The 25,585-nt window shown below is 66.6% G+C and carries 22 protein-coding genes; 8 read left to right on the top strand and 14 right to left on the bottom strand.

The genetic code is table 11. From position 1 onward, the window contains the following. Window positions 1-8: 8 nt before the first annotated feature. Complete coding sequence (locus tag B9C43_RS25850; protein WP_084429640.1) at window positions 9-626, bottom strand: TetR/AcrR family transcriptional regulator; 618 nt, start codon at window positions 624-626, stop codon at window positions 9-11. A 57-nt stretch (window positions 627-683) separates the two neighbouring features. On the opposite strand from B9C43_RS25850, the gene B9C43_RS25845 reads away from it, so the two are divergent. Then, the gene (locus B9C43_RS25845) at window positions 684-980 is read left to right on the top strand and encodes an antibiotic biosynthesis monooxygenase family protein (protein WP_051897559.1); all 297 of its coding nucleotides are present in this window, start codon (window positions 684-686) and stop codon (window positions 978-980) included. Between the two features lies 1 nt (window position 981). Here the strand turns inward: B9C43_RS25845 and B9C43_RS25840 are convergent, their stop codons facing one another. Next, window positions 982-1,581: a hypothetical protein gene (locus tag B9C43_RS25840; protein ID WP_380144619.1), complete on the bottom strand. Its 600-nt coding sequence runs from the start codon at window positions 1,579-1,581 to the stop codon at window positions 982-984. A 78-nt stretch (window positions 1,582-1,659) separates the two neighbouring features. Continuing rightward, window positions 1,660-3,651 carry a thioredoxin domain-containing protein gene (locus B9C43_RS25835; RefSeq protein WP_084429639.1) on the bottom strand — a complete coding sequence of 664 codons (1,992 nt, stop codon included), beginning with the start codon at window positions 3,649-3,651 and terminating at the stop codon, window positions 1,660-1,662. Between the two features lie 61 nt (window positions 3,652-3,712). Here B9C43_RS25835 and B9C43_RS25830 point away from each other — a divergent pair, with 61 nt between their 5' ends. After that, window positions 3,713-5,110, top strand: coding sequence for a 3' terminal RNA ribose 2'-O-methyltransferase Hen1 (locus B9C43_RS25830; protein ID WP_084429848.1), 1,398 nt, complete (start codon window positions 3,713-3,715; stop codon window positions 5,108-5,110). Further along, window positions 5,107-7,626, top strand: a complete 2,520-nt coding sequence (locus B9C43_RS25825; RefSeq protein ID WP_084429638.1) for a polynucleotide kinase-phosphatase — start codon at window positions 5,107-5,109, stop codon at window positions 7,624-7,626. The genes B9C43_RS25830 and B9C43_RS25825 overlap by 4 nt, the downstream gene beginning before the upstream one ends. 885 nt (window positions 7,627-8,511) lie before the next feature. Here the strand turns inward: B9C43_RS25825 and B9C43_RS25820 are convergent. Both B9C43_RS25820 and mca read right to left on the bottom strand, forming a co-directional pair. Continuing rightward, a complete protein-coding gene (locus B9C43_RS25820) occupies window positions 8,512-8,778 on the bottom strand; it encodes a hypothetical protein (protein ID WP_084429637.1) in 267 nt (88 codons plus the stop codon). After that, window positions 8,775-9,656, bottom strand: coding sequence for a mycothiol conjugate amidase Mca (gene mca / locus B9C43_RS25815; protein ID WP_033394261.1), 882 nt, complete (start codon window positions 9,654-9,656; stop codon window positions 8,775-8,777). The genes B9C43_RS25820 and mca overlap by 4 nt, the downstream gene beginning before the upstream one ends. Before the next feature lie 115 nt (window positions 9,657-9,771). Between mca and B9C43_RS25810 the strand changes: the two genes are divergently transcribed. Both B9C43_RS25810 and greA read left to right on the top strand, forming a co-directional pair. Next, window positions 9,772-10,206, top strand: a complete 435-nt coding sequence (locus B9C43_RS25810; RefSeq protein WP_084429636.1) for a DUF4307 domain-containing protein — start codon at window positions 9,772-9,774, stop codon at window positions 10,204-10,206. A gap of 171 nt (window positions 10,207-10,377) precedes the next feature. Further along, complete coding sequence (gene greA, locus B9C43_RS25805) at window positions 10,378-10,875, top strand: transcription elongation factor GreA (protein ID WP_084429635.1); 498 nt, start codon at window positions 10,378-10,380, stop codon at window positions 10,873-10,875. A 735-nt stretch (window positions 10,876-11,610) separates the two neighbouring features. Here greA and B9C43_RS25795 read toward each other — a convergent pair. The 3 genes from B9C43_RS25795 to B9C43_RS25785 are packed head-to-tail and all read right to left on the bottom strand — an operon-like array spanning window position 11,611 to window position 15,043. Further along, window positions 11,611-12,093 (bottom strand): Lrp/AsnC family transcriptional regulator, encoded by a 483-nt coding sequence (locus tag B9C43_RS25795; protein WP_033394103.1) that lies wholly within the window; start codon window positions 12,091-12,093, stop codon window positions 11,611-11,613. Next, window positions 12,084-14,573: an MFS transporter gene (locus B9C43_RS25790; RefSeq protein WP_084429633.1), complete on the bottom strand. Its 2,490-nt coding sequence runs from the start codon at window positions 14,571-14,573 to the stop codon at window positions 12,084-12,086. The genes B9C43_RS25795 and B9C43_RS25790 overlap by 10 nt, the downstream gene beginning before the upstream one ends. Further along, window positions 14,570-15,043: a MarR family winged helix-turn-helix transcriptional regulator gene (locus B9C43_RS25785; protein WP_084429632.1), complete on the bottom strand. Its 474-nt coding sequence runs from the start codon at window positions 15,041-15,043 to the stop codon at window positions 14,570-14,572. The genes B9C43_RS25790 and B9C43_RS25785 overlap by 4 nt, the downstream gene beginning before the upstream one ends. Before the next feature lie 209 nt (window positions 15,044-15,252). On the opposite strand from B9C43_RS25785, the gene hppD reads away from it, so the two are divergent. Next, entirely contained in the window at window positions 15,253-16,455 is a 1,203-nt protein-coding gene (gene hppD / locus B9C43_RS25780) for a 4-hydroxyphenylpyruvate dioxygenase (protein WP_084429631.1), read from the top strand. Window positions 16,456-16,780: 325 nt separating this feature from the next. On the opposite strand, the gene B9C43_RS25775 is transcribed toward hppD, so the two are convergent. Continuing rightward, window positions 16,781-18,130: an RNA polymerase sigma factor gene (locus B9C43_RS25775; RefSeq protein ID WP_160096693.1), complete on the bottom strand. Its 1,350-nt coding sequence runs from the start codon at window positions 18,128-18,130 to the stop codon at window positions 16,781-16,783. Between the two features lie 136 nt (window positions 18,131-18,266). On the opposite strand from B9C43_RS25775, the gene B9C43_RS25770 reads away from it, so the two are divergent. Beyond that, the gene (locus tag B9C43_RS25770) at window positions 18,267-19,349 is read left to right on the top strand and encodes a family 1 glycosylhydrolase (protein ID WP_084429629.1); all 1,083 of its coding nucleotides are present in this window, start codon (window positions 18,267-18,269) and stop codon (window positions 19,347-19,349) included. Between the two features lie 140 nt (window positions 19,350-19,489). After that, entirely contained in the window at window positions 19,490-19,732 is a 243-nt protein-coding gene (locus B9C43_RS25765) for a hypothetical protein (protein WP_051898368.1), read from the top strand. Window positions 19,733-19,737: 5 nt separating this feature from the next. Here the strand turns inward: B9C43_RS25765 and B9C43_RS25760 are convergent, their stop codons facing one another. The 5 genes from B9C43_RS25760 to B9C43_RS25740 form a co-directional block, all read right to left on the bottom strand. Beyond that, on the bottom strand, window positions 19,738-20,895 hold the full coding sequence (locus B9C43_RS25760) for a cystathionine gamma-synthase (RefSeq protein WP_084429628.1): 1,158 nt from the start codon (window positions 20,893-20,895) through the stop codon (window positions 19,738-19,740). A gap of 68 nt (window positions 20,896-20,963) precedes the next feature. Then, window positions 20,964-21,656 (bottom strand): hypothetical protein, encoded by a 693-nt coding sequence (locus B9C43_RS25755; RefSeq protein WP_084429627.1) that lies wholly within the window; start codon window positions 21,654-21,656, stop codon window positions 20,964-20,966. 148 nt (window positions 21,657-21,804) lie between these two features. Then, window positions 21,805-22,992, bottom strand: coding sequence for a hypothetical protein (locus B9C43_RS25750; protein ID WP_084429626.1), 1,188 nt, complete (start codon window positions 22,990-22,992; stop codon window positions 21,805-21,807). Window positions 22,993-23,127: 135 nt separating this feature from the next. After that, window positions 23,128-24,126 (bottom strand): RDD family protein, encoded by a 999-nt coding sequence (locus B9C43_RS25745; protein ID WP_084429625.1) that lies wholly within the window; start codon window positions 24,124-24,126, stop codon window positions 23,128-23,130. A 63-nt stretch (window positions 24,127-24,189) separates the two neighbouring features. Further along, on the bottom strand, window positions 24,190-25,560 hold the full coding sequence (locus tag B9C43_RS25740) for a cystathionine beta-synthase (RefSeq protein ID WP_033385143.1): 1,371 nt from the start codon (window positions 25,558-25,560) through the stop codon (window positions 24,190-24,192). Window positions 25,561-25,585: the final 25 nt, after the last annotated feature.

Below are 25,585 nucleotides of genomic sequence, written 5' to 3'. Positions count from 1 at the left end.
CCCACTACCTACGGAGCGGGTGGCCGGAGAAGTTGCTTCGCCAAGGTGGCCTTGAGCCAGTCCTCGTACTCCTGGTACGACCAGCCGCCTTGGTCCACCAGGACGTCACAGACCTCGTCGGTCGACAACGCGACCGCGATGTCGGCGGCTCGTTCGCGCGGGAGGCCCAGCGCGCCAAGGGTTTCAATGCGTTCGAGGATCGAGAGAGCGCCCAGACGGCGACGCCGGTGGCCTTCGGCGAGAACCGCCGCCGCGTCCACGGCCGCGCCGGATCGCATGATCTTGATGATGTCGCCGCAGCGTTCCCTGATCTGACGGGCGATCTTCGCCAGCAGGCCGACCAGTTCCACCGGGTCGTCGATGGAGTCGCGGAAGGCGAAGAGTTCGACGACGCCCGCCTCATGATCGAGCAGGTCCGGCATACCGGCGAGCACGCCGGCCTTCGAGCCGTAGGTGGCGTACACGGTCTGCAGCGCGACGCCCGCCCGTTGCGCGAGCAGACGGACGGGCGTGTTCGCGTAGCCGCGTTCGGCGAACAGTTCACGCGCCGCACGCAAGATCGTGTGTTTGGTCAAGGCTTCCCGCTGCTCACGGAGCCGGACCACGCCAGGAAGCACCTCGTCCACGATCCGGTACTCTAGTCAGTAGAACGTTGTTCTAGTGAGCAGAACAGGGGTCTAGCCATGGTCACGTGGATCAATTGCTTCGAGGTGCCCGACGGGCAGCAGGACCGGTTCTTCGCGGTCTGGCGGGAGATGGCCGTCGGGCACTTCAAGACGAAGCCCGGGTTCGTGAACTATCGGATGTATCGGGCGCGCAACCCCGAAGGACGGTTCCAGTTCGTCAACGTCACCCAGTGGGAGTCGGCCGAGCACATCGCGGCGGCCCACGACGAGCGATTCCGCGAACTGTTGCGCAACCCGGAAATCGCCGACGTCGTGGCCTCACCCGGGATGTTCGACCTGGTGGACGAGGGCTGACTCAGGCCTCGAACTCGGGCCCCTTGGCCCGCAGGTCGTCCACCTTGGACATCGCCTCGCGCAGTTCGGCGAGCCACGCGTCGGCGTGCTCGCCGACCAGGCGCACCGCCCACGCCAGTGCTTCCGAACGCGACCGGGCCACACCCGCGTCGACCAGCGTGTCCAGGATCAGCCGCTCTGGCTGCCGCAACCTGGTCATCACCGGCGCGGACAGCGTCGTGAACAGCTCCTCCGTCGAGCCGACGCGAGCGCCCCACGCGACCTTGCGGCCGTAGCGGTGCTCGGCCTGCCTGGCGATGTCGATCCGCTCGTCCCTGGTCTCCTCGCGGAACCGGCTGATCCGGCCGGCTTCGGCGGACGCGCGGGCCGCGTCGTCCTCGAATTCGCCTTCGACCGGCGCCAGCGTGCCGACGATGATGATCTCTTCACGGTCGACCGTGACCGTCGGCGGCTCGGTGAACCAGCCGTCAGGCAACCGTCCGGCGAACCATGCGGACGCGTCGTCCGCGGACGGCAGATCCGACTGTTGCCACCCGCCACGGCCCTTGAAGCCGCCGCGCCCGTGCCAGCCACCACGTCCCATGTGTCGTACTCCAAACATGCGCAGCTCCTTGATTACATGATTACACCACTACTCAAGCTACGCGTGTAGACCTGAAGACGACAGGGACGTTCTCTCTCAGCTGAGCGCCGCGACGAGCTCCTCCACCGAGGTCACCGGGCGGTCGCAGACATACCCATGGCACACGTAGGCAGCTGGCTGTCCGTCGACCAACGGACGGTCGGTGAGCAACGGCGACGAGTCCGGCTCGCCCGCGAGTACGACGGCGCCACCGTGCGCCTTATGCACGGCTGCGGCGAGCAGCGCAGGACTGTCCCCGACGATCGCCACCTGAACCGGGCCCTGAGCCAACGCCTCGGCCACGCCCAACCAGTGCCCGGCGAACCTCGGCGCCCGCGCGGCAAGCAGTCCGGCTCGGGAAACGGCCTGCTCAGCAGCCTCGCGGTAGATGCTCGCGCGTTCGTGCCCGACCAGCGCGGAGGCCGTGAGCAGCGCGGACGCCAACGCCGACGCACCGGACGGGCTGGCGTTGTCGGACGGATCCGCGGGCCGGTGCACCAGGGTCTCGGCGTCCTCAGCCGTGTCGAAGAAGGCACCGACGTTGTCCGGGTCCGCGAACCGCGACAACGCGTCGTCGAGCAACGAGACTGCGGCGTCCAGCCAACGCTTCTCCCCCGTCGCCTGGTGCAAAGCGAGAAGGCCTTCGGCGAGGCACGCGTAGTCCTCCAGCACTCCGGCAGACGTTCCCACCTGGCCGTCACGCGATGTCCGCCGCAAACGACTGTCCACGAGGTGCAGCGTCAACAGCAGATCCGCGGCCCGGCTGGCCGCCTCGATCCACTCCGAGCGCGCGAAGTACACGCCTGCCTGGGCCAACGCCGTGATCGCGAGCCCGTTCCACGCGGCCACGACCTTGTCGTCCCGGCCGGGCTGCGGCCGGTTTGCCCGGACAGCCGACAGCCGTGACCGGACGCTCTCGAAGCGCTCGAGATCGTCGGGGTCCTCAAGCAGCTGGAGGGTGGACGTGCCGTGCTCGAACGTGCCTTCCGGCGTCACACGGAACAACGTGGCGGCCCAAGCGCCGTCTTCTTCGCCGAGCACCTCGGTCAGCTGAGCCGGAGTCCAGACATACGTCAGCCCTTCCACGCCGTCGGTGTCCGCGTCGAGCGACGACGCGAAGCCGCCTTCGGGCGTACCGAGGTCCCTGATCAGGAATTCCGCCGTCTCGACGGCGACCCGGCGATACGTCGGACTGTCGGTCAGCCTGGCCAGATGGGCGTACGCGCCGAGCAGCAAAGCGTTGTCGTACAACATCTTCTCGAAGTGTGGCACCACCCACGAAGCGTCCACACTGTACCGGGCGAACCCGCCAGCGAGTTGGTCGTAGATACCACCACCCGCCATCGCGTCAGCCGTAGCCTCCACAATGGACAAGGCTTCAACCGATCCGGTTCGCTCGTGGTGCCGGATCAGGAACTCCAGCACCATGGACGGCGGGAACTTCGGCGCGCCACCGAATCCGCCGTTGCGCCGGTCGAAATCACCGAGCAACGAGGCAACGGCGCCATCCAGCACCGCATTGTCCACAGCGGACGACGGCAGCGCAGCGGAATGCCTGGCAAGCGAGGCAACGAGCTTGCCAGCGGCCGTGCGCACCTCGTCGGCCCGCTGGTCCCACGCTTCCACGATCGCGGCAAGCAACTGCTTGAACGACGGCATGCCACCTTGAGGGCGAGGCGGATAGTAAGTGCCGCAATGGAACGGCTCACCCGACGGAGTCAGGAAGCACGTCATCGGCCAGCCACCCTGCCCGGTCATCGCCTGGGTGGCCGTCATGTAGACCGCGTCGACGTCCGGACGTTCCTCACGGTCCACTTTGATGTTGACGAAGTGCCGGTTCATCAGCGCGGCGGTGTCGTCGTCCTCGAACGACTCGTGCGCCATCACATGGCACCAGTGGCACGCGGCGTAACCGATCGAGAGCAGCACGGGCACATCGCGGTCCGCCGCCTCGGCGAACGCTTCGGGGCACCACGGCCACCAGTCGACCGGGTTGCCGGCGTGCTGCAGCAGGTACGGGCTCGTGGCCTCGGCCAATCGATTCGCCATGTCCCCACCCTAGTTCCGGAAACCAGATGAAGGGTGACGACGGATGCGGGACACTCACGCGGTGCTGCTGACCATGACCACGACGCATCGTCCCGCGACCGACCTCGGCTTCTTGCTGCACAAGCATCCCGAGAAGGCGCAATCCTTCCCTGTCGCGGCCGGCATGGCACACGTCTTCTACCCCACGGCCCGCGAGGACGAGTGCACCGCGGCGCTACTGCTGGACATCGACCCGATCGAGCTGGTCCGCGGCCGGTACGACCGGGCTTTCACGCTGAACCAGTACGTCAACGACCGCCCGTACGCGGCCGGATCGATGATGGCGGTCGCGCTGAGCTCGGTGTTCAAGACCGCGATGAACGGGGTGCTGAAGTCCCGCCCGCAGCTCGCCGGCACGGCCATCCCGCTGAAGATCCACATCCCGGCTGTGCCGTCGCGCGGCGGTCCTGACCTGGTCGTCAAGCTGTTCGAACCGCTCGGCTGGCAGGTGGAGGCGAAGACTGTCCCGCTGGACCCACAGTTCCCGCAATGGGGTCAGTCGCCGTACATCGACTTGCGGCTGACGGGTACGCACCGGCTTTCCGAGGCGCTACGGCACCTGTACGTGCTGTTGCCGGTGCTGGACAACGCGAAGCACTACTGGGTGACCGAGGAGGAGATCACCAAGCTGCTGCGGGCCGGCGAAGGCTGGCTGGCCGATCACCCGTCCCGGGAGCTGATCAGCCAGCGGTACCTCAAGCACCGCAGGGGCTACGTACGGCTGGCGCTGAGTCGTCTCGCGGAAGCGGACGAATCTGACGAGGAGGAGCTCGACAACGCCCTCGACGCGCCGGTCGTCGAGGAGGAGCCGGATCGTCCCGTGCCACTTTCTTTGCAGCGCAGGGAAAGTGTTGTCGCGGTGCTGAAGGCCGCCGGCGCGCACCGGGTTCTCGACCTCGGGTGCGGTGGTGGCGCCTTGCTGCGCGACCTGATCAAGGAACCGTCGTTCACCGAGATCGTCGGCGTGGACGTCTCCGCGCGTGCACTGGAAGTCGCCGCGCGCCGATTCGAGCGGACGCCGGAGCGAGTGCGTAATCGGTTGACACTGAGGCAATCCGCCTTGACCTATGTGGACAAGTCGCTGGCAGGGTACGACGCTGCCGTGCTGATGGAGGTGATCGAGCACCTCGACGAGCCGCGGCTGCCCGCGTTGGAGCGCAGCGTGTTCGGCGAGGCGCGCCCGGGAACGGTAGTCGTCACAACACCGAATGTTGAATACAACGTTCGGTTTCCGACGCTGCCCGTGGGCAAGATGCGCCATTCGGACCACCGTTTCGAGTGGACTCGCGCCCAGTTCCGCGCGTGGGCTGACAGCGTTGCCGAACGCTACGACTACCGCGTCCGTTACCTCCCGGTCGGCCAGGACGACCCGGAAGTCGGTCCGCCGACCCAGCTAGCCGTGTTCGAGGTGTCCCGATGAAACTGTCCATTCCAGACATGGCACTGGTCGTGCTCGTCGGCGCGTCCGGTTCGGGCAAGTCCACGTTCGCGCACAACCACTTCAAGTCCACTCAGGTGCTGTCGAGTGACTACTTCCGCGGCTTGGTCGCGGACGACGAAAACGACCAGACTGCTTCGGGCCCGGCGTTCGAGGCACTGCACTTCGTCGCCGAGAAGCGAATGGCGGCAGGCAAAGTGACGGTGATCGACGCGACGAACGTGCAGCGGTCGTCGCGCGGACAGCTGGTGGCGCTGGCCAAGAAGCACCACGTCCTGCCGGTCGCGATCGTGCTCGACATGCCCGAAAGCCTGTGCGTCGAACGCAATGCGGCACGGCCGGACCGCGACTTCGGCGCCCATGTGATCCGACGGCACCGCAATGAGTTGCGAAAGTCGTTGCGAGGCCTGGAGAAGGAAGGCTTCAAGCGGGTGTACGTAATGCGTACGCCGGAAGAAGTCGAGGCAGCGCAGATCGAGATCGAGCCGCTGATGAACGACAGGCGCTCGGAGACCGGCCCGTTCGACGTGATCGGCGACGTGCACGGCTGCCGCGCGGAACTGGAGGAACTGCTCGAAAAGCTGGGATACGTACTCGACCGGGACGCCGAAGGCCGCCCGGTCGGCGCCGCACACCCATCGGGACGTCGCGCCGTGTTCGTCGGCGACCTGGTTGACCGTGGGCCGGACACTCCTGGCGTACTGCGTCTGGTGATGGGGATGGTCGACGCGGGCAATGCCTTGTGTGTCTGCGGAAACCACGAACAGAAGCTGGTGCGCGCGTTGCGCGGCCGCAATGTCCGTATCTCACACGGCCTCGAAGAGTCGCTGGAACAACTGGCTGCCGAGAGCGACGATTTCCGCAAGCGCGCGGAGGTCTTCTGCGGTGGACTCATCGCGCACTACGTACTCGATGAAGGCAAGCTAGTCGTCTCGCACGCAGGCTTGCCAGAGAACTACCACGGCCGCGCGTCGAGCGCAGTGCGAAGCTTCGCGCTATACGGCGACACCACAGGCGAGACGGACGAATACGGTTTGCCGGTGCGATACCCCTGGGCACAGGACTACCGAGGCCGCGCCATGGTCCTGTATGGACACACACCGACCCCGGTCGCCGAGTGGATCAACGGAACCATGTGCCTGGACACCGGATGCGTGTTCGGTGGACGGCTCACCGCACTGCGCTACCCGGAGCGGGAAGTCGTTTCCGTTGCCGCACACAAGGTCTGGTATGAGCCGGTCAAGCCGTTGGTGTCTCCGACCGCCCAGCGAGACCCGGACGTACTCGACCTCACTGACGTGACAGGCCGACGCATTGTCGAAACAGAGCACCACGGTCGCGTGTCGGTCCGTGAGGAGCAGGCCGCGGCAGCGCTGGAGGTGATGAGCCGGTTCGCAGTCGACCCGCGCTGGCTGCTGTACCTCCCGCCAACGATGAGCCCAGTGGCCACCTCGCACCTTCCAGACGTGCTCGAGCACCCAGCCGAGGCATTCTCCGGATACCGCGCTGAGGGAGTCGAGTCCGTTGTGTGCGAAGAAAAGCACATGGGTTCACGCGCGGTCGTATTGGTATGCCGCGATTCCGGTGCCTCACGGTTCGGCATCGACGGCGGCGGCGCGGTGTACACACGCACTGGCCGGTCGTTCTTCGACCCAGACCTGACCGAGCAGTTGCTTGAACGGGTCCGGACAGCATGCGCCGGACTCTGGGAGGAACTGAACACCGACTGGCTGCTGTTCGACGCGGAACTGATGCCGTGGAGCGCAAAAGCCTCGGGACTGATCACCCAGCAGTACGCACCCGTCGGCGCGGCCTCATCGGCGGCACTTACGGCATCGCTCGACGCGCTGAACTCGGCCGCAGACCGCGGGATCGATGTGGGCGCATTGCTGGCTTCGACACGATCCCGTGCCGCCAACGCGGACGGATACCGCTCTGCGTATCGCAGGTACTGCTGGCCAGTCGATGGGCTTGACGGCGTCCGACTGGCGCCGTTCCAACTGCTCGCCGCCGAGGGACGATCGTTCGCGACCTCGCCGCACTCCTGGCACTTGGCCATCGCCGACCGGCTTGTCGCGGCAGACGCTTCGCTCTTCGCGCCGACCAAGCGTTTGTACGTGGACACGACTTCCGAGGAATCCGTGGCCGAGGGCATCGCCTGGTGGGAGGAGATGACCGGCGCGGGAGGCGAAGGCATGGTGGTCAAACCAGCCGCGAACCTGGTCCGCGGCCCCAAATGGCTGGTCCAGCCGGGCATGAAGGTGCGTGGCCGGGAGTACCTGCGAATCATCTACGGCCCGGACTACACCGAGCCACAACACCTCAAGCGGCTCAAGCAGCGCAGCCTGGGCCGTAAACGCTCACTCGCCGGCCGCGAGTACGCGCTCGGCCTGGAGGCTTTGGACCGGGTTGCGCGCGGTGAGCCACTTTGGCGCGTGCACGAATGCGTTTTCGCCGTGCTCGCCCTGGAATCCGAACCAGTGGACCCACGGCTCTAGGCGCCACGTGGTGGCTGCAGTGCGCAGCCACCACCAAGGCGCTGTCCAGGACAGGGTCGCCGCTTGGGCGGGAAGGTGATTTCCTGGTGCGGGAGCACAGGGGTGGCTCCTTGGGTGCGGCAGCTCTTCCAATGCGGCGGTACAGGGATGGTCTCTTCTGGTGCTGCGGCGTTCCGGCGCGGCGGCCAGGGGCGGCTTTCCGGTGCGGTAGCACAGGGGTGGGCTTCGTGGGTGTTTCCTCCGGTATGGCCTGGGCTTGTCCAACCACGGGGTGTCAGGAGGTCGGCCTACGCGACCCAGCCCCGTGCGGAAGCGATACCGACTTCTTGACGCACCGTGGTTCCGTCAGGCAGGCCGTACCGGAGGGAACACACACGCCCACCAAACAACGGGGAAATGCAAGCTGAAAGCCCCCTTCCTCTGGGTGGCCTCCCTGCCATTCTTTTCCAGGAGCCCGGAACCAAAACCTTCACGGAGACCGAGCCGCCACGTCACAGTCCTGACCTGGCCGATATGCCCCGACCTCCACACCCCAGAAAAAGAACATCCCCCACCACTCCCGGGGGGCGACCCCGACGCCATTCTACCGGGGGTATGGGCTGGTCAAGGGGGTTACCGGGTGGTTGTGGACAACCAGATTTGCCGATGATCCCTTTGCCTCGTTTCTCCGGTGCATCCCGCATCGGAGCATCGGAGACCAGTGGCGGAACGGGCTGCGTATTCGCGTGGGTAGGTCAAGGTGTCAGCGCCGGACGGCGGCCCGGTCAACGCACAGCTACACCCTCACCAACCAGCAGCGGGACTCCAACCGCCGCCATCCCGGAGGCGACCCCGACGCCAGTCCATCGGGGTCGTGGACAACCAGGTTCGCGGACAGCCCGTCGGTCAGGAGGCGCCGTTCTTCTGCTCTTCGGGCTTCTCGACCGGGGCGACTTCTTTTTCCGGGGCTTCGTGCTTGCCCGCCGGCGGGTCGAAGCTGGCCGGGACGCGCCTGAGGTGCTTGGTCATCGAACGGGCCAGGAACACCACTGCGACGAGGAACACCAGGAGTACCAGCAGGCCGACCGGGGAGGACTTGCCGAAGTCCTCCCCGCGGCCGCCGGGGTCGTCGGGCATGGGTGGCGGCTGCGCCACCATTGCCGTGAAGGTCATGCGGTCACCTTCTCGTTGATGCCGGTGAACAGGTCGTCCTCCGGCAGAGTCGTGTCCACCAGCGAGCGGGCCAGTTCGTACTCCTCGAACGGCCACACCTCCTGCTGGATCTCCAAGGGTATGAAGAACCAGCGGCTGTTGGGGTCGATCTGGGTCGCGTGCGCCCGCAACGCATCGTCCCTGACGGGGAAGTACTCGCCGCACTCGACCCGGCTGGTGACCCGGTCGGCGTTGTCCGGCTTGTCCGGATCCCACTTCTCCAGCCACTCGGTGTACGGCGACTCCAGGCCGCGCTCGAGCATCGCGTCGTGCATCGCTTGCAGGCGCTTACGGGAGAAGCCGTGCGAGTAGTACAGCTTCAACGGCGTCCACGGATCGCCTGCAGACGGGAACCGGTCCGGGTCGCCCGCGGCGTCGAAGGCCGCCACCGAGACCTCGTGGCACTTGATGTGGTCGGGGTGCGGATAGCCGCCGTTCTCGTCGTACGTGACGATCACGTGCGGGCGCCACTCGCGCACTACCTCGACCAGTTTCTCGGCCGCCTCCTCGAGCGGGACGAGCGCGAAGCACCCGTCCGGCAGGGGCGGCATCGGGTCGCCTTCCGGCAGGCCCGAGTCGACGTAGCCGAGCCAGCGGTGCTGGACGCCGAGGATGCGCGCGGCCTCGGCCATCTCCTGCCGTCTGAACTCAGTCATGTTCTCCAGCACGTCCGGCCGGTCCATGGCCGGGTTGAGAATGCTGCCGCGCTCCCCACCGGTCAGCGTGACCACCATGACCTCGTGCCCCTCAGCCACGTACCTGGCCATGGTCGCGGCACCCTTGCTCGATTCGTCGTCCGGGTGTGCGTGTACCGCCATCAAACGCAGCTTCTCCGCCATGGTCCCTCTCTCGTGTACCCCGCGTGCCAGTCCCCCAGGCCCCCACGGATACTCGACAAGTACGCGCCCTACATTGTTCCCGTGGGGACTACAGCGCTGATCAGGAGACCCTGAATTGGAGAGCCGCGTCACCCTTCCGGAGGGCCGTTATGGCTCCTCACGAGCCCGGCCGCTCGCGCGCCGGTGGAAATGGGTGTTGACCGGCGTGGGTCTGTTACTCGCTGTAGCCATCGCCTTCGTCGCGTACCGCAACCTCGGCTCCGCTCCGATCGAGTCGGAGAGCACGGCGTTCAGCCCGGTTGGCGCCGACGCGGTCCGGATCACGTTCACAGTGACCAGAGACGAGCCCTCCCGGGCAGCCGTGTGCGTGGTGCGGGCACGGGTGCTCGACGGATCGGAGGGCGGCCGCAAGGAAGTACTCATCCCACCAGGTGAGAGCACGATTTCCACTGTGATCAAAAGCTCCGGCGAACCGGTCACGGCGGACGTGTTCGGGTGCTCGTACCAGGTCCCGCCATATCTGTCCACGGAGGCGCGGCCAACGGAGTGAAACCTAAGCCGAGAGGCGACAAATCGGACATTTCGGAAACGTGATCACTACTGATCGTGTTATCCTCTTATACCGGCACGGCCCCTGGCGGGCCGTGTTTTGACGTTCCGGCCCCTACGGGTACGGAAACCACCGACCCGCATCCGCGGGATCCGGGAGCAAGACGAGGAGTTGGTGACCGTGAGCGATAGCAAGGTGACCTGGCTGACGCAGGAAGCCTACAACCGCCTCAAGCAGGAGCTTGACGAGGCGATCGAGAACCGCCCGGTCATCGCCGCGAAGATCAACGCCAGCCGGGAAGAGGGCGACCTCAAGGAGAACGGCGGTTACCACGCGGCACGCGAGGAGCAGGGGCAAGCCGAGGCACGGATCCGGCACCTCCAAGAGCTGCTGCGCAACGCCAAGGTGGGTGAGGCGCCCGCAAACGACGGTTTGGCCGAGCCCGGCAAGGTGCTCACGATCCGATACGAAGGCGACGAAGAAGAAGAGCAGTTCCTGCTGGCCACGCGCGAGGAAGGCGCGGAGGGCGACCTCGACGTGTTCTCCCCCGAGTCCCCGCTCGGCCGCGCCCTGCTCGGCGCCAAGGAAGGCGAGACCCGGGAGTACGAGCTGCCCAGCGGCGCCTCCCAGAAGGTCACCCTGATCAAGGCGGTTCCGTACAGCGCCTGACAGACGCATCCAAGTGGGCACGGAAATCGGCCGTGCCCACTTTGGCGTGCCCGGGTGCGGGGATTCTTGGAGCTTGGACCGTACGAACGGTCCGCTCGCAAATCTGGTTGTCCACAACCGCCCGGTAACCCCCTTGACCAGCCCATACCCCCGATAGAATGGCGTCGGGGTCGCCCCCCGGGAGTGGTGGGGGATGTTCTTTTTCTGGGGGGGTGGGGTTGTCGACTTCGGGCGGGTTGGCCAGGTCAGGACTGTGACGCGGCGGCTGGGTTTCTCCGTGACGCTCTTGTTTCGGGCTCTTGGAAAGGATTGCAGGGAGGCCACCCAGAGGGAGTGGGCTTTCAGCTTGCATTTTCCCCTTGGTTTGGGTGGCGCGGGCGTCCCCTCCGGTACGGCCTGCCTGACGGAACCACGGTGCGTCAAGAGGTCGGTATAGCCGCCGCTGCGGGCTGGGTCGCGTAGGCCGACCTCCTGACACCCCGTGGTTGGACAAGCCCAGGCCATACCGGAGGGAACACCCACGAAGCCCACCCCTGTGCTACCGCACCGGAAAAGCCACCCCTAGCCTGCCTGCCACACCGGAAGAACCACTCCTCCGCCGCCGCACCGAAAAGCTTCGGCACCAGAAGAGCCATCCCTGTGCCCCGCACCGGAACCACGACAAGGACCTGACAGCGCTGCGGCGACTGACGTTGACGCAACCCTCCCGGAAGTGGCGTAACGGATTCGGCCTTGTCAGGACTGCGTCTGGGCGACTCGTTCGAGCAGGGGGCGGGAGCGGAGCGGGATTGGCGTGGACAAGGCGATTGACGTCGACATCCGCTGCACCCCTGCGACGTTCACCACCTCGTCGATCACGCGTTGGAGGTCTTCGTTCGACCTCGCGACCATCCTGACCAGCAGGTCTCCTTGGCCGGTTGTCGCGTGTACCTCGCATACCTCGTCGATGGACGCCAGGCCTTCGGTGACCGGACCGCGGTATCCCTGGGCGATCTCCACGACTGCGAACGCTGTCAGGCCGTAGCCCATCGCTTCGAGGCTCAGTTCTGGTGGGAATCCGGCAAGGACCCCGGTTTTGACGAGCCGGTCCAGCCTCGCCTGGACCGTTCCTCTTGCGACGCCGAGGCGGCGGGAGCACTCCAGGACGCCTAGCCGGGGCTCGTCGGTGAGCAACAGCAGCAGCCGGGCGTCCAGGGAGTCGATCGGATTTACTTCCACTCCTCGAACCCTAGGGTCACGTCGTGGTTCATGCGCTCGCCGTCGCCCAATCGCAGGTGGTCGACGGTGGGCGCGTATCCGCTGGCGATGACCGTGTACTCGCCGGGGCCTAGGTCGGTGACTTGGTAGCGGCCGTCGTCATCGGTTGTGGTCACGCTGACGACCGAACCGTCCTTGTCGACGACGGTGATGCGAGCCTCGGACACGGGTACGCCTCGGTGGTTACGTGCGACGCCGCACAACTCGGCGCCGCTGGTCAGCGATACGTCCTGACGGACCTCGCCAACCTCGGGCACGGCCAATGGCACGGCTGTCGGGCGGTATCCGGAGGCGTTGACGACGAGCGTGTACGCGCCTGCGCCGACGCTGGTGAACCGGTACGTGCCGTCGGACGCGCTGCGGTGTGATCCGATGACGTGGCCCGCGCGGTCTGTCAATGTCACCGTCGCGGCCTGGACTGGGCAGCCTGCACGTGCGGCACGGATGACGCCGGCTACTTCGCCTGCGCCGATCAACGTCAGGTCGACGACGATCGGTTGGGAGTCGAGCTTCAGGGATGACGCATACGGCTGGTGTCCTGGCGCTGAGGCGATGAGCACATAGGCGCCTTGGCCGGGTGCTTGCAGTTGGTATCGGCCGAAGGCGTCGGCGTTGCTGCGGGCCACTTGTTGGCCGGTGTGGTCGATCAACGTCAGGATCGCGCCGCCGACCGCTGTGCCGTCGCCGTTCTGGATCAGGCCGTGCACGGGTTGATGTCCGTTGGTCTGCACTGGCACTTCGGGCTTGACGTGCTTGCCGTGCGAGGGTTCGTCGAGCAGTGCCTCGCCGCCCTCGACCATCGCCGCCTGGATCGCGTTGCCGGTGCGCAGCGGGATTTCCTTGATGAACAAGGAAACTATGAACGCCAGCACCATCACGAACATCCCGGCGAGGAACACCATCTGGATCGAGTCGGTGAAGCCCTCGAGGAACGGCCTGGCCAGCCGCGCGTCGATCCTTTGCAGGAACGAGGAATCCTGCAGAACGTTGCCGACGCCGCCACCCTGCAACCCCTCGATCACCTGACGGTTGTCCGGGTTGGCGAGCACCGCCGGGTCAGTCAACGCGGCCTGGAACGAGGGCGTTGGCGCGATCCGTGTGAAGGCGTCGCGGATCTTGTCACCGACCGTGCTGAACAACACCGACAGGAACACCGCGACACCGATCGTGCCGCCCATCTGGCGGAAGAACGTGGCCGACGCGGTCGAAACGCCCATGTCACGCGGCGGCGCCGCATTCTGTGCCGCGATCGTCAGCGTCTGCATCGACAGGCCGAGACCGAGACCGAACACTCCCATGTAGACCATCGGCTGCCACAGTGGACTGTCCACTTCGATCGTGTAGAACAATCCCATTCCCGCGATCAGGAACAGGCTGCCGATGATCGGGAAGATCTTGTAGCAGCCGGTTTTCGCGGTGATCCGGCCGGAGATCAGCGAGGCGGTCATGATGCCGACCATCAGCGGCAGCATCAGCAGACCCGCCGAGGTCGGCGTCTCGCCCTTCACGATCTGCAGGTACTGCGGCACCATCGTGATCCCGCCGAACATGCCGACACCGAGGATCACGCCCGCAAGGATCACCATCGAGAACGTCGAATTGCGGAACAGCCGCAACGGGATCAGCGCCGCGTCCTTCATCCGCGTCTCGGTCAGCAGGAACATGATCAGGCCGACCGCGCCGACGATGTAGCAGAGGATCGCCCGCTCCGAGGCCCAGCCCCATTCCCGGCCCTGCTCGGCGATGATCAGCAACGGCACCACGCCGACCACCAGGAACAGCGCGCCGAACCAGTCGATCTTGTGGTCGTGCCGCTCGTGCGGCACGTTCAGCACCCGGGCCACCACGAACAGCGCGATGATCCCGATCGGCACGTTCACCAGGAACACCCAGCGCCAGCCGGTGATGTTCAGGATCTCCTGCTGCCCGGCCAGGAATCCGCCGAGCACCGGGCCGAGCACGCTGGACGTGCCGAACACGGCCATGAAGTAGCCCTGGTACTTGGCGCGCTCCCGCGGCGAGACGATGTCGGCGATGATCGTGAACGCCAGCGACATCAGACCACCGGCGCCAAGTCCTTGCAGCGCGCGGAAAGCCGCGAGCTGGTACATCGATTGCGAGAACGTACAGGCCAGCGAGCCGATCACGAACAACGAGATCGCCGTCAGGTAGAACGGCTTACGTCCATATATATCGGACAATTTGCCGTAGATCGGCGTGGTGATCGTGGAGGTGATCAGGTACGCGGTGGTCGCCCACGCCTGCAGGCTCAGCCCGTCGAGGTCGTCGGCGATCGTCCTGATCGACGTACCGACGATGGTCTGGTCCAGCGCGGCCAGGAACATGCCGAGCATCAGGCCGCTGAGGATCACCAGGATCTGGCGGTGTGACAGCTGTGCCGGCGGCGCCTGGTGCTGTTGCGCCACGGCGGTTTCGGTCATCGGACTTCCCCCAGGGGATGGTAGTTCTCGAAGTCTGTGTTGAGGCGGTCGAGCAGCATCACCAACGTGCGTCGTTCGCTCACGGGCCAGTCGGCGAGAACCGCCGCGATGTGCTTGGTCCGTTCCGCCCTTGCCCGGTCGAACGTGCCGCGCCCCGCGTCGGTGGCCACCAGCAGGCATGCCCTGCCATCCTCCGGGTCGGCTGTGCGCTCCACCAGGCCGTGCGCTACGAGCGCACTGGTCTGTCGGCTGACCGTCGATGTGTCGGAGTGCACGGCGTCCGCGAGCGCCGTGATCCGCTTCGGTCCCTCCCGGACCAGGTGCGCCAGAAGCGCGTACGCCGCTCGCTCGATGCCGTCGCCCGTCGCCTGCGAGAACTGGGCCTTGGCTCGTCCGACCATGGTCAGCAGCCGGACCAACTGATAACCCAGTTCCTCGGCGACAGCGAGGTCTTGTTCTTGGTCAGCCATGACCCGCGCTCCGCTACAAATGCTTGGTCTTTACAACTAGTTGCCTGACCCAAGCATTCGCTTGTTGTGCGCGCTATGCAAGTTGAGGAAGAGTGACGCTGGTCGTATTGCACAACATTTCCGGCGAACCCCGGTGCGCACTGGTCAGCTTGTACAGCGAATTTTCCAACACTTGCTCAAGTTGCAGGCCTAGGGCGATCCTGGCGGACATGACCGACATTCTTGGACGCCCTGAGGCGCAGCTGGATGACGTGAGCTTCGACCAGCTCAAGCAGCTGGTCGGCCTGGTGGACTACGACTCGGCCAAGGATCCGTTCCCGGTCAAGTCGATGGACGCGGTGGTGTTCGTCGTCGGCAACGCCACCCAGACGGCGTGGTTCTACCAGGCCGCGTTCGGGATGAGCCTGATCGCGTACTCCGGACCGGAGACGGGCAACCGGGACCACAAGTCCTATGTGCTCAAGTCGGGCTCAGCCCGGTTCGTGATCAACGGCGGTGTGGCGCCGGACAGCCCGCTGCTCGACCACCACCGCCGCCACGGTGACGGTGTCGTGGACCTCGCGCTCGAGGTCGGCGACGTCGACCAGTGCATCGAGCACGCCCGCAGCCAGGGCGCGACCGTGCTGGAAGAGCCGCACGACGTCGCCGACTCGTTCGGCACGGTGCGGATGGCCGCGATCGCGACCTACGGCGAGACCCGCCACACGCTGATCGACCGTTCCCGCTACACCGGCCCGTACCTGCCGGGCTACGTGGCCCGCGAGAGCACGGTCAAGCGACCGGAAGGCGCGCCCAAGCGCTTGTTCCAGGCCGTCGACCACTGCGTCGGCAACGTCGAACTGGGCAAGATGGACTATTGGGTCGAGTGGTACAACCGCGTGATGGGCTTCGTGAACATGGCGGAGTTCATCGGCGACGACATCGCCACGGACTACTCGGCACTGATGTCGAAGGTGGTGTCCAACGGCAACCACCGGGTGAAGTTCCCGCTCAACGAGCCCGCGATCGCGAAGCGCAAGTCGCAGATCGACGAGTACCTCGAGTTCTACGAGGGCGCCGGCGTGCAGCACATCGCGTTGGCCACCAACGACATCATCGCCACGGTCGAGGCGATGGCCGCGGCAGGCGTCGAGTTCCTGGAGACGCCGGACTCGTACTACGACGACCCGGAGCTCCGTGCCCGGATCGGCAAGGTGCGGGTGCCGATCGAGACGCTGAAGAAGCACCGGATCCTGGTCGACCGGGACGAGGACGGCTACCTGCTGCAGATCTTCACCAAGCCGATCGGTGACCGGCCGACGGTGTTCTACGAGCTGATTGAGCGGCACGGCTCGCTGGGCTTCGGCAAGGGCAACTTCAAGGCCTTGTTCGAGGCGATCGAGCGCGAGCAGGAGCGCCGAGGCAATCTGTAGCGGCGAGGCGCCATCAGTGCGGCCGAGGCAACCTGTAGCGGCAAGGCGCCACCACCACAGCCAAGGCAAGCTCTTGCGGCGAGCCACCACCACAGTCAAGGCAACCAGCAACACGAGGCGCCATCGGCTCGCCGAGGCAAGCTCAGAGACAGACTTGGCCTCGCGACCCTACGGCATGCCACCGACAGAAAACCGGATCCGAACTGAGCACCCCCCGATGGCCCAAAGTACCGGGAGGGTCTGACAAGACCGGCGGGAAGCTCCTCCCTGAGGAGTACTGAAAGGTGGCGTTTTCCCCTTGCGTGGCAGGGGAAAACGCCACCCCTCAGCATTTGACGACCTGGACCTGCCCCAAGTCCTTGGTCGCCTTCTGGCCGCCCGCGCCGACGACCACAACGGTCACGTCGGCGACGTGACCGGCGTACCTTTCCGGGAATGGCCCGACCTGGCTGTACCAGGTCTCGCCGATCCGGATCATCGGGATCGTCAGTGTCGTGTCCCGGATGTGCACGGTCATCTTCACCGATTCCACCCCGTCCGGGGCGTGCACGCCGACCTTGACGCGGGTTGACGATCGGCACCTGTCCCCGGTGCCGATCGTGCGGTGTTCGATCGCGTCCGGGCCCGCAACAATCGTTGGTGCCACAGCGTTTCGTGTCTGTGCCACGGGCGCCGGGGGCGGTGCGGCCTGTGCGGGTTTCGCTGGTGTCGAGGATGTCGAGCGGACCGCGGGCGGTGTTTCCACGACCGATGCGGCAGTTGCCGTTGGCTGGACGGGCATTTCAGGCTGCACGACCGGCGACGCGACTTGGCTCACCGTCGCGGGCATCGCCACGCCGGGTTCGACGATTTTGGTGTCCTGCGTGACGATCAGCGCACCGCCGATGGCCGCGGCGGCGACAACGGCGGCGACAGCGACCTTCTTCACCGTGAGCAATGTGCCCAGCAAGCCGATCGGCACCACGAAGATGGCTTTGCGGACGCCTTCCAGGGTGGCCGCTTTCCGTTCCCGGCACGACACGCATGTCCTGACATGCTTGTGGATCCGCGTGCACAACGTGCCATGCGGATCCGGTTTGCTGACTGCTTTCGCCACTTCCGGGCAGCGCATGGCGTCGTCCGTCGCGAGTGTCGCCGCGACGATCGCTTCACCGACGTGCTCGGCGAGGCGCTGGAACGTGACCCGCAGCGCGGACGGTTTGAGGTCCAGTTCCACGCACACTTCGTCCTCGGTCAGCACCCCGCCTTCGAGCGCCAGGTTGTACGCGAGCACTTCGAGTTGGCGCGGGGTCAACAGCGGCTTGGCCATTTCGATGAACCGCTTGGCGTCCAGTGAACTGGTCCGGCCGACCACTTCCTCCGAGGCCAGCTGGTCAAGCAGCTCCATCGCGTAGGACGCCGACCGCGGCGACCGCGCCTCGCTGCGGATCGCGTCCTTGGCCAGGTTGAGCGCCACGGTGGCGAGAAAGACCCGGGGATTCACGATCGGGTGCTTCGGCGGTCTGCGCTGCAGCTTCTCGAAGATGGCCTGCACCAGGTCCTCCGCGTCGTGCTGGTTGCCGACGCGCTTCTGGCAGTACGCCAGCAGCCATGCCCGGTTCTGCTGGCACAGCAAAGTCAACTCCGCGCGACTCAGCCGACGGGGAATCCCGATGTCGTAAATCTCAGCAGTCACATACAGAAGGACGCACGGCAGACCCAGATCAGAACACCGGACGGCCAGGTTCGCCGGAAGGCGTTACGCCCGCCACGACCGGGCGACACTTCCGACTACGTCCCGTTATCGCGAGGGTCTCGATAGCCTGACAGTCATGTTCTTGTGGGGCGTGGCAGGCGCGGGATACCAGTCCGAGGGAGCGGCCCCGGACAGCAACTGGTCGCGGTTCGCGACCGGCTACCGGGACTCCGTCGACTTCCTGCACCGCTATCCGCAGGACATCGAACTGGCCGCCGACCTCGGCGTCCAGGTCTTCCGGCTGTGCGTCGAGTGGGCCCGCGTCCAGCAGGTGCCCGGTGAGTGGGACTTCGAGTTCTACGACGACGTCATCGCGAAGGTGCGCGCGGCCGGAATGCGTCCGATGATCACCCTGGACCACTGGGTGTATCCGGCGTGGACGGGCGGCTGGCGCAACCCGCGCATCGTCGAGCTGTGGCTGGCCAACGCCGATCGCGTGGTGAAGCGCTACGCGGGCAACGGCACCAACTGGATCACCTTCAACGAACCGACCGTCTACATGGCACACGAGATCCGGCAGGGCCGGTTCAGCCCGATGATGCCCAGCCGGATGGTCCAGGCGCACAAGGGCGCGTACCGGCTGATCCACGAAGCCGACCCGCAAGCGTTGGTGTCCAGCAACGTCGCGTACATCCCGGTGGTGAACCGGTTGGTGGACTTCGGTTTCCTCGACTGGGTCGGCGGTTTCCTCGACTTCGTCGGGATCGACTACTACTACGACGTCACGCCGGGCAACATCACCGCACTGCACGGCGCGACCGGCAAGCTGTACAAGATCGACCCTGAACCCAAGGGGATCTACCGGGCACTGAAACACTACGCACGCAGGTTCCCCAAACTGCCGTTGTACATCGTCGAGAACGGGATGCCCACGGACAACGGCCAGCCTCGGCCGGACGGCTACACCCGGTCGGACCACCTGCGTGACCACGTGTACTGGATGCAACGGGCCCAGTCCGAGGGCGTGCACGTACTCGGCTACAACTACTGGAGCCTGACCGACAACTTCGAGTGGGGCACGTACCGGCCGCGCTTCGGACTGTACACAGTGGACGTTGAGACCGATCCGGCGCTGGCACGGCAGCCGACCGACGCGGTGGACACGTACCGGGAGATCGTCACGTCCGGCTTGCCCGGCGACTACCGGCCGAAACGGTAGCCCATTCCGCCGATGCATCCGCCAACCCGCAGCTTCCCTTAAGGATTGCTGTCATTGTGGCCGGTCGAGCACATCCGGCCGATCGGGCAGGTATCCTCAGCGACAACGAGTAGTCATCGACGAGGGGCAGAGTAAGCAAAATGGCAGGCGCGAACCGGGCCGCTGGAATGGTGCCACTGGTCGGTGCGCTGGCCACTGCCGCTGCGCTCGCGGGCGTCGCTGTGTTCAGCGCGTCCAGTGCCGGTTGTGCCAGCCCAGGCCAGTACGTCCAGCGAGACGGCTACGTCGAACTGGTCGGCGGCTGCATCGACTCACACGACCTGCCGCCCGCACCGCTCGCCCCGGCGGTCCACCAGGGCGAGCCTTCGTTCTTCCAGCAGTAACGCCGTCAGGCCAAGGCCTGCAGCAGGTCCTGCACCAGGTCAGTGCCGTCCTCGATGCCCACCGACAGCCTGATCAGGTTGTCCGGCACCTCGAGCTCCGAACCCGCGACGCTGGCGTGCGTCATCTTGTGCGGGTGCTCGATCAGCGACTCCACGCCACCGAGCGACTCGGCCAGGATGAACAGCTTCGTCTTCGCCGTCACGTCAAGCGCGGCCTGCTCACCGCCCGCGACCGTGAACGACACCATGCCGCCGAACCGGCGCATCTGCTTGGCCGCCACCTCGTGACCAGGGTGTTCCCGCAGGCCCGGGTAGTAGACGCGCTCCACACGCGGGTGCCCGAGCAGCGCCTCGACAATGCGCTCGGCGTTGTCGGAATGCCGCTCCATGCGCACCGCGAGGGTCTTCACGCCACGCAGCGTCAACCACGCGTCGAACGGGCCAGGCACTGAGCCGGAAGCGTTGCGCAGGAAGGCGAACTGCTCGTTCAGCTCGTCATCCGAGGTGATCAGCGCGCCGCCGACGACGTCGGAGTGACCGCCGAGGTACTTGGTCGTCGAGTGCAGCACCACGTCCGCGCCCAGCCCCAGCGGGGACTGCAGGTACGGCGTGGCGAACGTGTTGTCGACCACGAGCCGCGCGCCCGCCTCGGCCGCGATCTGGGCGAGCCCGGCGAGATCCGAGATGGCCAGCAACGGGTTGGTCGGCGTCTCGCACCAGATCACCTTGGTGTTCGGGCGGATCGCGGCCCGCACCGCGGCCAGATCGGCCTGGTGCACCGGCGTGTGCTCGATGCCCCAGAGCACCAAAACCTTGTCTACCAGGCGGAACGTGCCACCGTACGCGTCGTCCGGGATGACGATGTGGTCGCCGGGACGCAGCATCGTGCGCATCGCGACGTCACTGGCGGCCATGCCGGACGGGAACGCCAGCGCGTGCCGTCCGCCTTCCAGGGAAGCCAGACACTCCTCGAGGGCCGTCCGCGTCGGGTTACGGGTACGCGAGTACTCGTAACCGCCTTCACGCAGGCCACCGACGCCGTCCTGGGCGAAGGTGGATGTCGCGTAAATGGGCGGGATGACCGCGCCGGTCCGTGGATCCGGCGTCTGCCCAACGTGGATGGCCCGGGTCTCAAAACCCAGCCTGGAATCCCCTTCTGACATACAGCGATCTTACGTGGGGCCAGTCGAGTGACCACATCGTGGGACGTCTCGCCTGGTTGGACGACGGGTCACCAGCCCTGCTGCTGGGGGTGACCGCCGCCTTGCTGTTGCTGGGGGTAACCACCCTGCTGGGGGAATCCACCCGAGTTCGGGTACTGCTGCTGCGGGAACCCGCCCGAGTTCGGGTTGGCCTGATAGCCCTGCTGCGGGAAGCCACCAGAGCCGGGGTACTGCTGCTGCGGGAAGTCGTCGTTCCGGTTGCCGCGCAAGTATTTGAACGTCGGCGGCAGCACGGCGAAGATCAGCGTCAGCACCGCGGCGATCGCCACGAGCGCGCGGAACGTGGCGGCCGAGTTGCCGAACTCGAAGACCGACTCGAGATAACGGCCGAGGTTCGGACGATCGGCGAGCAGCGGCTCGATGAAGAAGCCCGCGAGCGCCACGATCGCACCGGCGATCGCCAGCACCGCACCGGCCGTCTTGCGCAACAACGCCAGGATCGCGCCGAGCACCAGGAGCAACGTGGCCACGGCCTGGATGACCAGCACCACGATCAGCTCACCTGGCAGGCTGCCGAACTGCCCGTCGATCAGCTCGAGCCAGTTGACCAGCAGGACGATCTCGAACGCCGCGCACGCCAGCGCGAACAACACCGTGATGATCGCGGTCGCCGGGTTGCCGCCGCTTCTGGGTTCGGGCTGGTAGGGCTGCTGCTGCGGGTACGGCTGCTGCGGGTATCCACCCTGCTGTGGATAGGTCACGGCTATCTCCCCCAACCGCTAGGGCGGGCTCTCGGCGACTAGTGCGATGACCATAAACCAGCCGCTCGCTGATCAGGCGGTTTTCACCAAACCCGGAAACAACAATCAGCCCGAACGGGCAAGGGGCGCCCCGCGGGGCGCCCCTTGATCACCACTGCTGTGGCGGTTGCTGCTGGCCGTATCCGGGTGGCGGCTGCTGCTGACCGTAACCCTGCGGCTGATGCCCCGGAGGCGGTTGCTGGCCGAACCCTGGGGGTGGCGGCTGCTGGCCGTATCCCGGAGGAGGTGGCTGCTGCCCATAACCGGGCGGCGGCTGCTGCTGACCGTACGGCGCCGGGCCGAACCCGGGCGGCGGAGGCTGCTGGAACCCACCAGTGGGCTTCTGCGGACCACCAAGCCCGACGTACGCCTTGGTGTTCGGGAAGAACTGCAACGAGCCGAGACCAGCGACCAGGATGCCCGCGATCAAGCCGATGATCACGAACGGGCCGAGGTCGTCCAGCGGCAGCCTGTCCTTCACGATCAACCAGACCGCCGTGGCCACGAGCATCAGGCCACCGCCGACGAGCAGCAGCATCGCGCCCATCGCGTTCTTCATGAAGATCATCACGCCCGCGCCGATCGCGGCAAGCGCACCGAGCAGCGTGGCGATGGCGAGAATCCAGAGCAACGTGCTCGACGGCAGCGGCGTGGAATCACGAGCCGCCTCCGGGATGCTGGAATACCCCTCGGCGTAATCGCTGAGGTCGCCGAAATCCACGAGCACGAAGATCGCCGTGAGCAGGCCGAGAAGCGCGGCCACGCCACCGACCACCATGGTCATGGTCTGGGTGTTTCCGCCACCACCGCCCTGCGATCCGTAGCCGGGCGGCGGGCCATAACCCGGAGGCTGTGCGTACGCGCCGGGCTGCTGGTAACCGGGCGGCGGACCGAACCCTGGTTGTGGTGACGGCTGGCCGAACTGCGACGGCTGGCCGTAGTTGCCCATCACCTGGGTCTGCTGCTGGCCGGGAGGTGGTGGGAACCCACCAGGCGGCGACGGCGGCTGGTCGGCCGCGCTGGGCGGCGGCTCGTACTGCGGTGCCGGCGGAGGCATCGACCCCGGCGGCACCATCTGGGTGGACTCACCCTGCTGCGGCGGCTGCCCCGGCTGGACCATCTGCGTCGCCTCGGGCGACTGGTCCTGCTGCTGTGCCGACTGCTGTTGCTGGGCCGCTGCCGGGTGGCCGGGCTGCATCACCTGCGTGCTCTCCGGCTGCTCCGGCGGCGCGCCGCCCTGCTCCTGCGGTGGCTGGCCGCCCTGCCATGGCTCGTTCGGCGGCTGCGGAGCACTCATCGCCTTCAACAACTCCCTAGGCCTGCAATCTCACGTTCGGGTGTAACGCTAGTCCAGGTCAAGGCGATTCGCCGGAGATAACACGATCATGAAAAAAGGGCCCGCCGAAACGCGGGCCCTTTTCGGTCAGTCAGTTCACCACTGCTGCGGCGGCTGCTGCTGGCCGTAAGGCTGCTGCGGCGGCTGCCCGTACGGCTGTTGCTGGCCATAGGGCTGCTGCTGGCCGTATTGCTGCTGCGGGTAACCCTGGCCCGCCTTCGGCGCCACGATCACGAGCGTGTTCACGATGCTGTCGGCCCAGGTCTGGTTCTTGGCACTCCACAGCGGCGCGAGGAAGCCGATGTAGATCGGCAACGCGTCGATGATGTGCAGGAACTGGCGGCCGAACGCGAGACCGAAGCCGATCACCTGGCCGCTGTCCTCACGCACCAGCTTGATCCCGGCGACCTTCTTGCCGAGCGTCTGTCCCTGGACGCCGCCGAGGTAGCAGATGTTGTAGAAGAGGTTGACGAGGTTGATCAGACCACCGACCGCGCCGAGTGCGACCGTCCCGTTGGTGGAGCCGACGATGCCGAGAGTGGCCGCGATGCCGCTGATCAACACGTAGTCGATCAGACCGCCGACGAACCGCTGGCCCCAGGTCGCGAGCTGGTAAGGGCCGCCGTACTGGTACGGCGCGGCGGGCGCGCCCGGGTAGCCGGGCTGCTGCGGCGGGTAGCCCGGAGGCTGCTGGCCCGGGTAGCCCTGCTGCTGGCCGAGCTGCTGGCCGAAGCCCGGTTGCTGCGGCGGATATCCAGGAGGCGGCTGCTGGCCGTAACCCTGCGGCGGCTGCTGCTGGGGGTAGCCGGGCGGCGGCGTGGGCTGGCCATACGGCTGCTGCGGAGGTTGCTGCGTCGGCTGCGGACCGGACGGCGGGCCGCCCTGACCCGGCCGGACCACCTGCGTGGCCTCGGGCTGGTCGTTCGCCCCGCCGCTACCAGGCCGGACCACCTGGGTGGCGTCCGGGTTGACGTCCTGAGCCGCTGGCGGCTGGGCCGGTTTGCCGGGACCGCCGATCGCGATCGTCGGCTCCGGGTTCGCCAGAGCACCTGGTGGTTGCTGCGGTGGCTGGTTCGGGTTCTGCGGAGCACTCATCGGGCGTATCCCCCTGGGTCGGCACGCTGTTGGCGCAACACGCTAGACGATTCGACTGGACAGTCAGCTCCCGGCCATGTACCCGAGCAGGTCCTGACGGGTCACGACCCCGGCGGGCTTGCCGTCGATCAGCACCAACGCGCCGTCGGCATTGGCGAGGGCCTTCATCGCGACGTTGATCTGCTCGCCCGCGCCGATCGTCGGCAACGGCGCGGTCATGTGCTTGTCCAGCCGGTCGGCCAGCGCGGCCTTGCCGGTGAACAGCGCGTCCAGCAGGTCACGTTCGTTCACCGCGCCGACCACCTCGGCGGCCATCACCGGCGGCTCGGCGCTGACCACGGGCATCTGGCTGACGGAGAACTCACGCAGGTACGCGACCGCGTCGGCGACCGTCTCGGTCGGGTGTGCGTGCACCAGCTCAGGAATGCGGCCGTCCTTGCGACGCAGCACGTCACCGACCGTGGCACCGCTGTGCTCCGGCGGCAGGAAGCCGTAGGACGCCAACCACTTGTCGTTGAACACCTTCGACAGGTAGCCACGGCCGCCGTCGGGCAGCAGCACGACGATCACGTCGTCCGGGCCGCACCGCTCGGCGAGCCGGAGCGCGGCCGCCGCGGCCATCCCGCACGAGCCGCCGACCAGCAGCGCCTCCTCGCGGGCGAGCCTGCGGGTCATGGTGAACGAGTCCGTGTCGGAGATCTCGATGATCTCGTCGGCGATGTCCCGGTCGTACGTCTCCGGCCAGAAGTCCTCGCCGACCCCCTCGACCAGGTACGGACGACCGGAGCCGCCGGAGTACACCGAGCCTTCCGGGTCCGCGCCGATGATCTTCACGCGGCCGTCGGAGACCTCTTTGAGGTACCTGCCGGTGCCGGAGATCGTGCCGCCGGTGCCCACGCCTGCGACGAAGTGCGTGATCTTGCCTTCGGTCTGCCGCCACAACTCGGGGCCGGTGGACTCGTAGTGGCTGATCGGGTTGTTGACGTTGGCGTACTGGTTGGGCTTCCACGCGCCGTCGATCTCACGGACCAGCCGGTCGGAGACGTTGTAATAGGAGTCGGGGTGCTCCGGCGGGACCGCGGTCGGGCAGACCACGACACGCGCGCCGTAGGCCTTGAGCACGTTGCGCTTGTCCTCGCTGACCTTGTCCGGGCAGACGAAGACGCACTCGTACCCCTTGCGCTGGGCGATCATGGCGAGCCCGACACCGGTGTTGCCGGACGTCGGCTCGACGATCGTGCCGCCGGGCTTCAGGTCGCCGGACTTCTCGGCCGCCTCGACCATCCGCTCGGCGATCCGGTCCTTCACGCTGCCGCCGGGGTTCATGTACTCGACCTTGGCCAGCACAAGCGGTTTCAGCCCGTCGGTGACCGAGTTGAGCCGGACCAGCGGGGTGTTGCCGATCAGATCAGCGACATGCTCGACGTACTCCACCACTGTCTCCTTATCGGGTGCGTTG

This window comes from Kibdelosporangium aridum (genome assembly GCF_900176515.1).
Taxonomy (GTDB): Bacteria; Actinomycetota; Actinomycetes; order Mycobacteriales; family Pseudonocardiaceae; genus Kibdelosporangium; species Kibdelosporangium aridum.
This window is presented reverse-complemented; position numbering and strand designations above follow the sequence as displayed.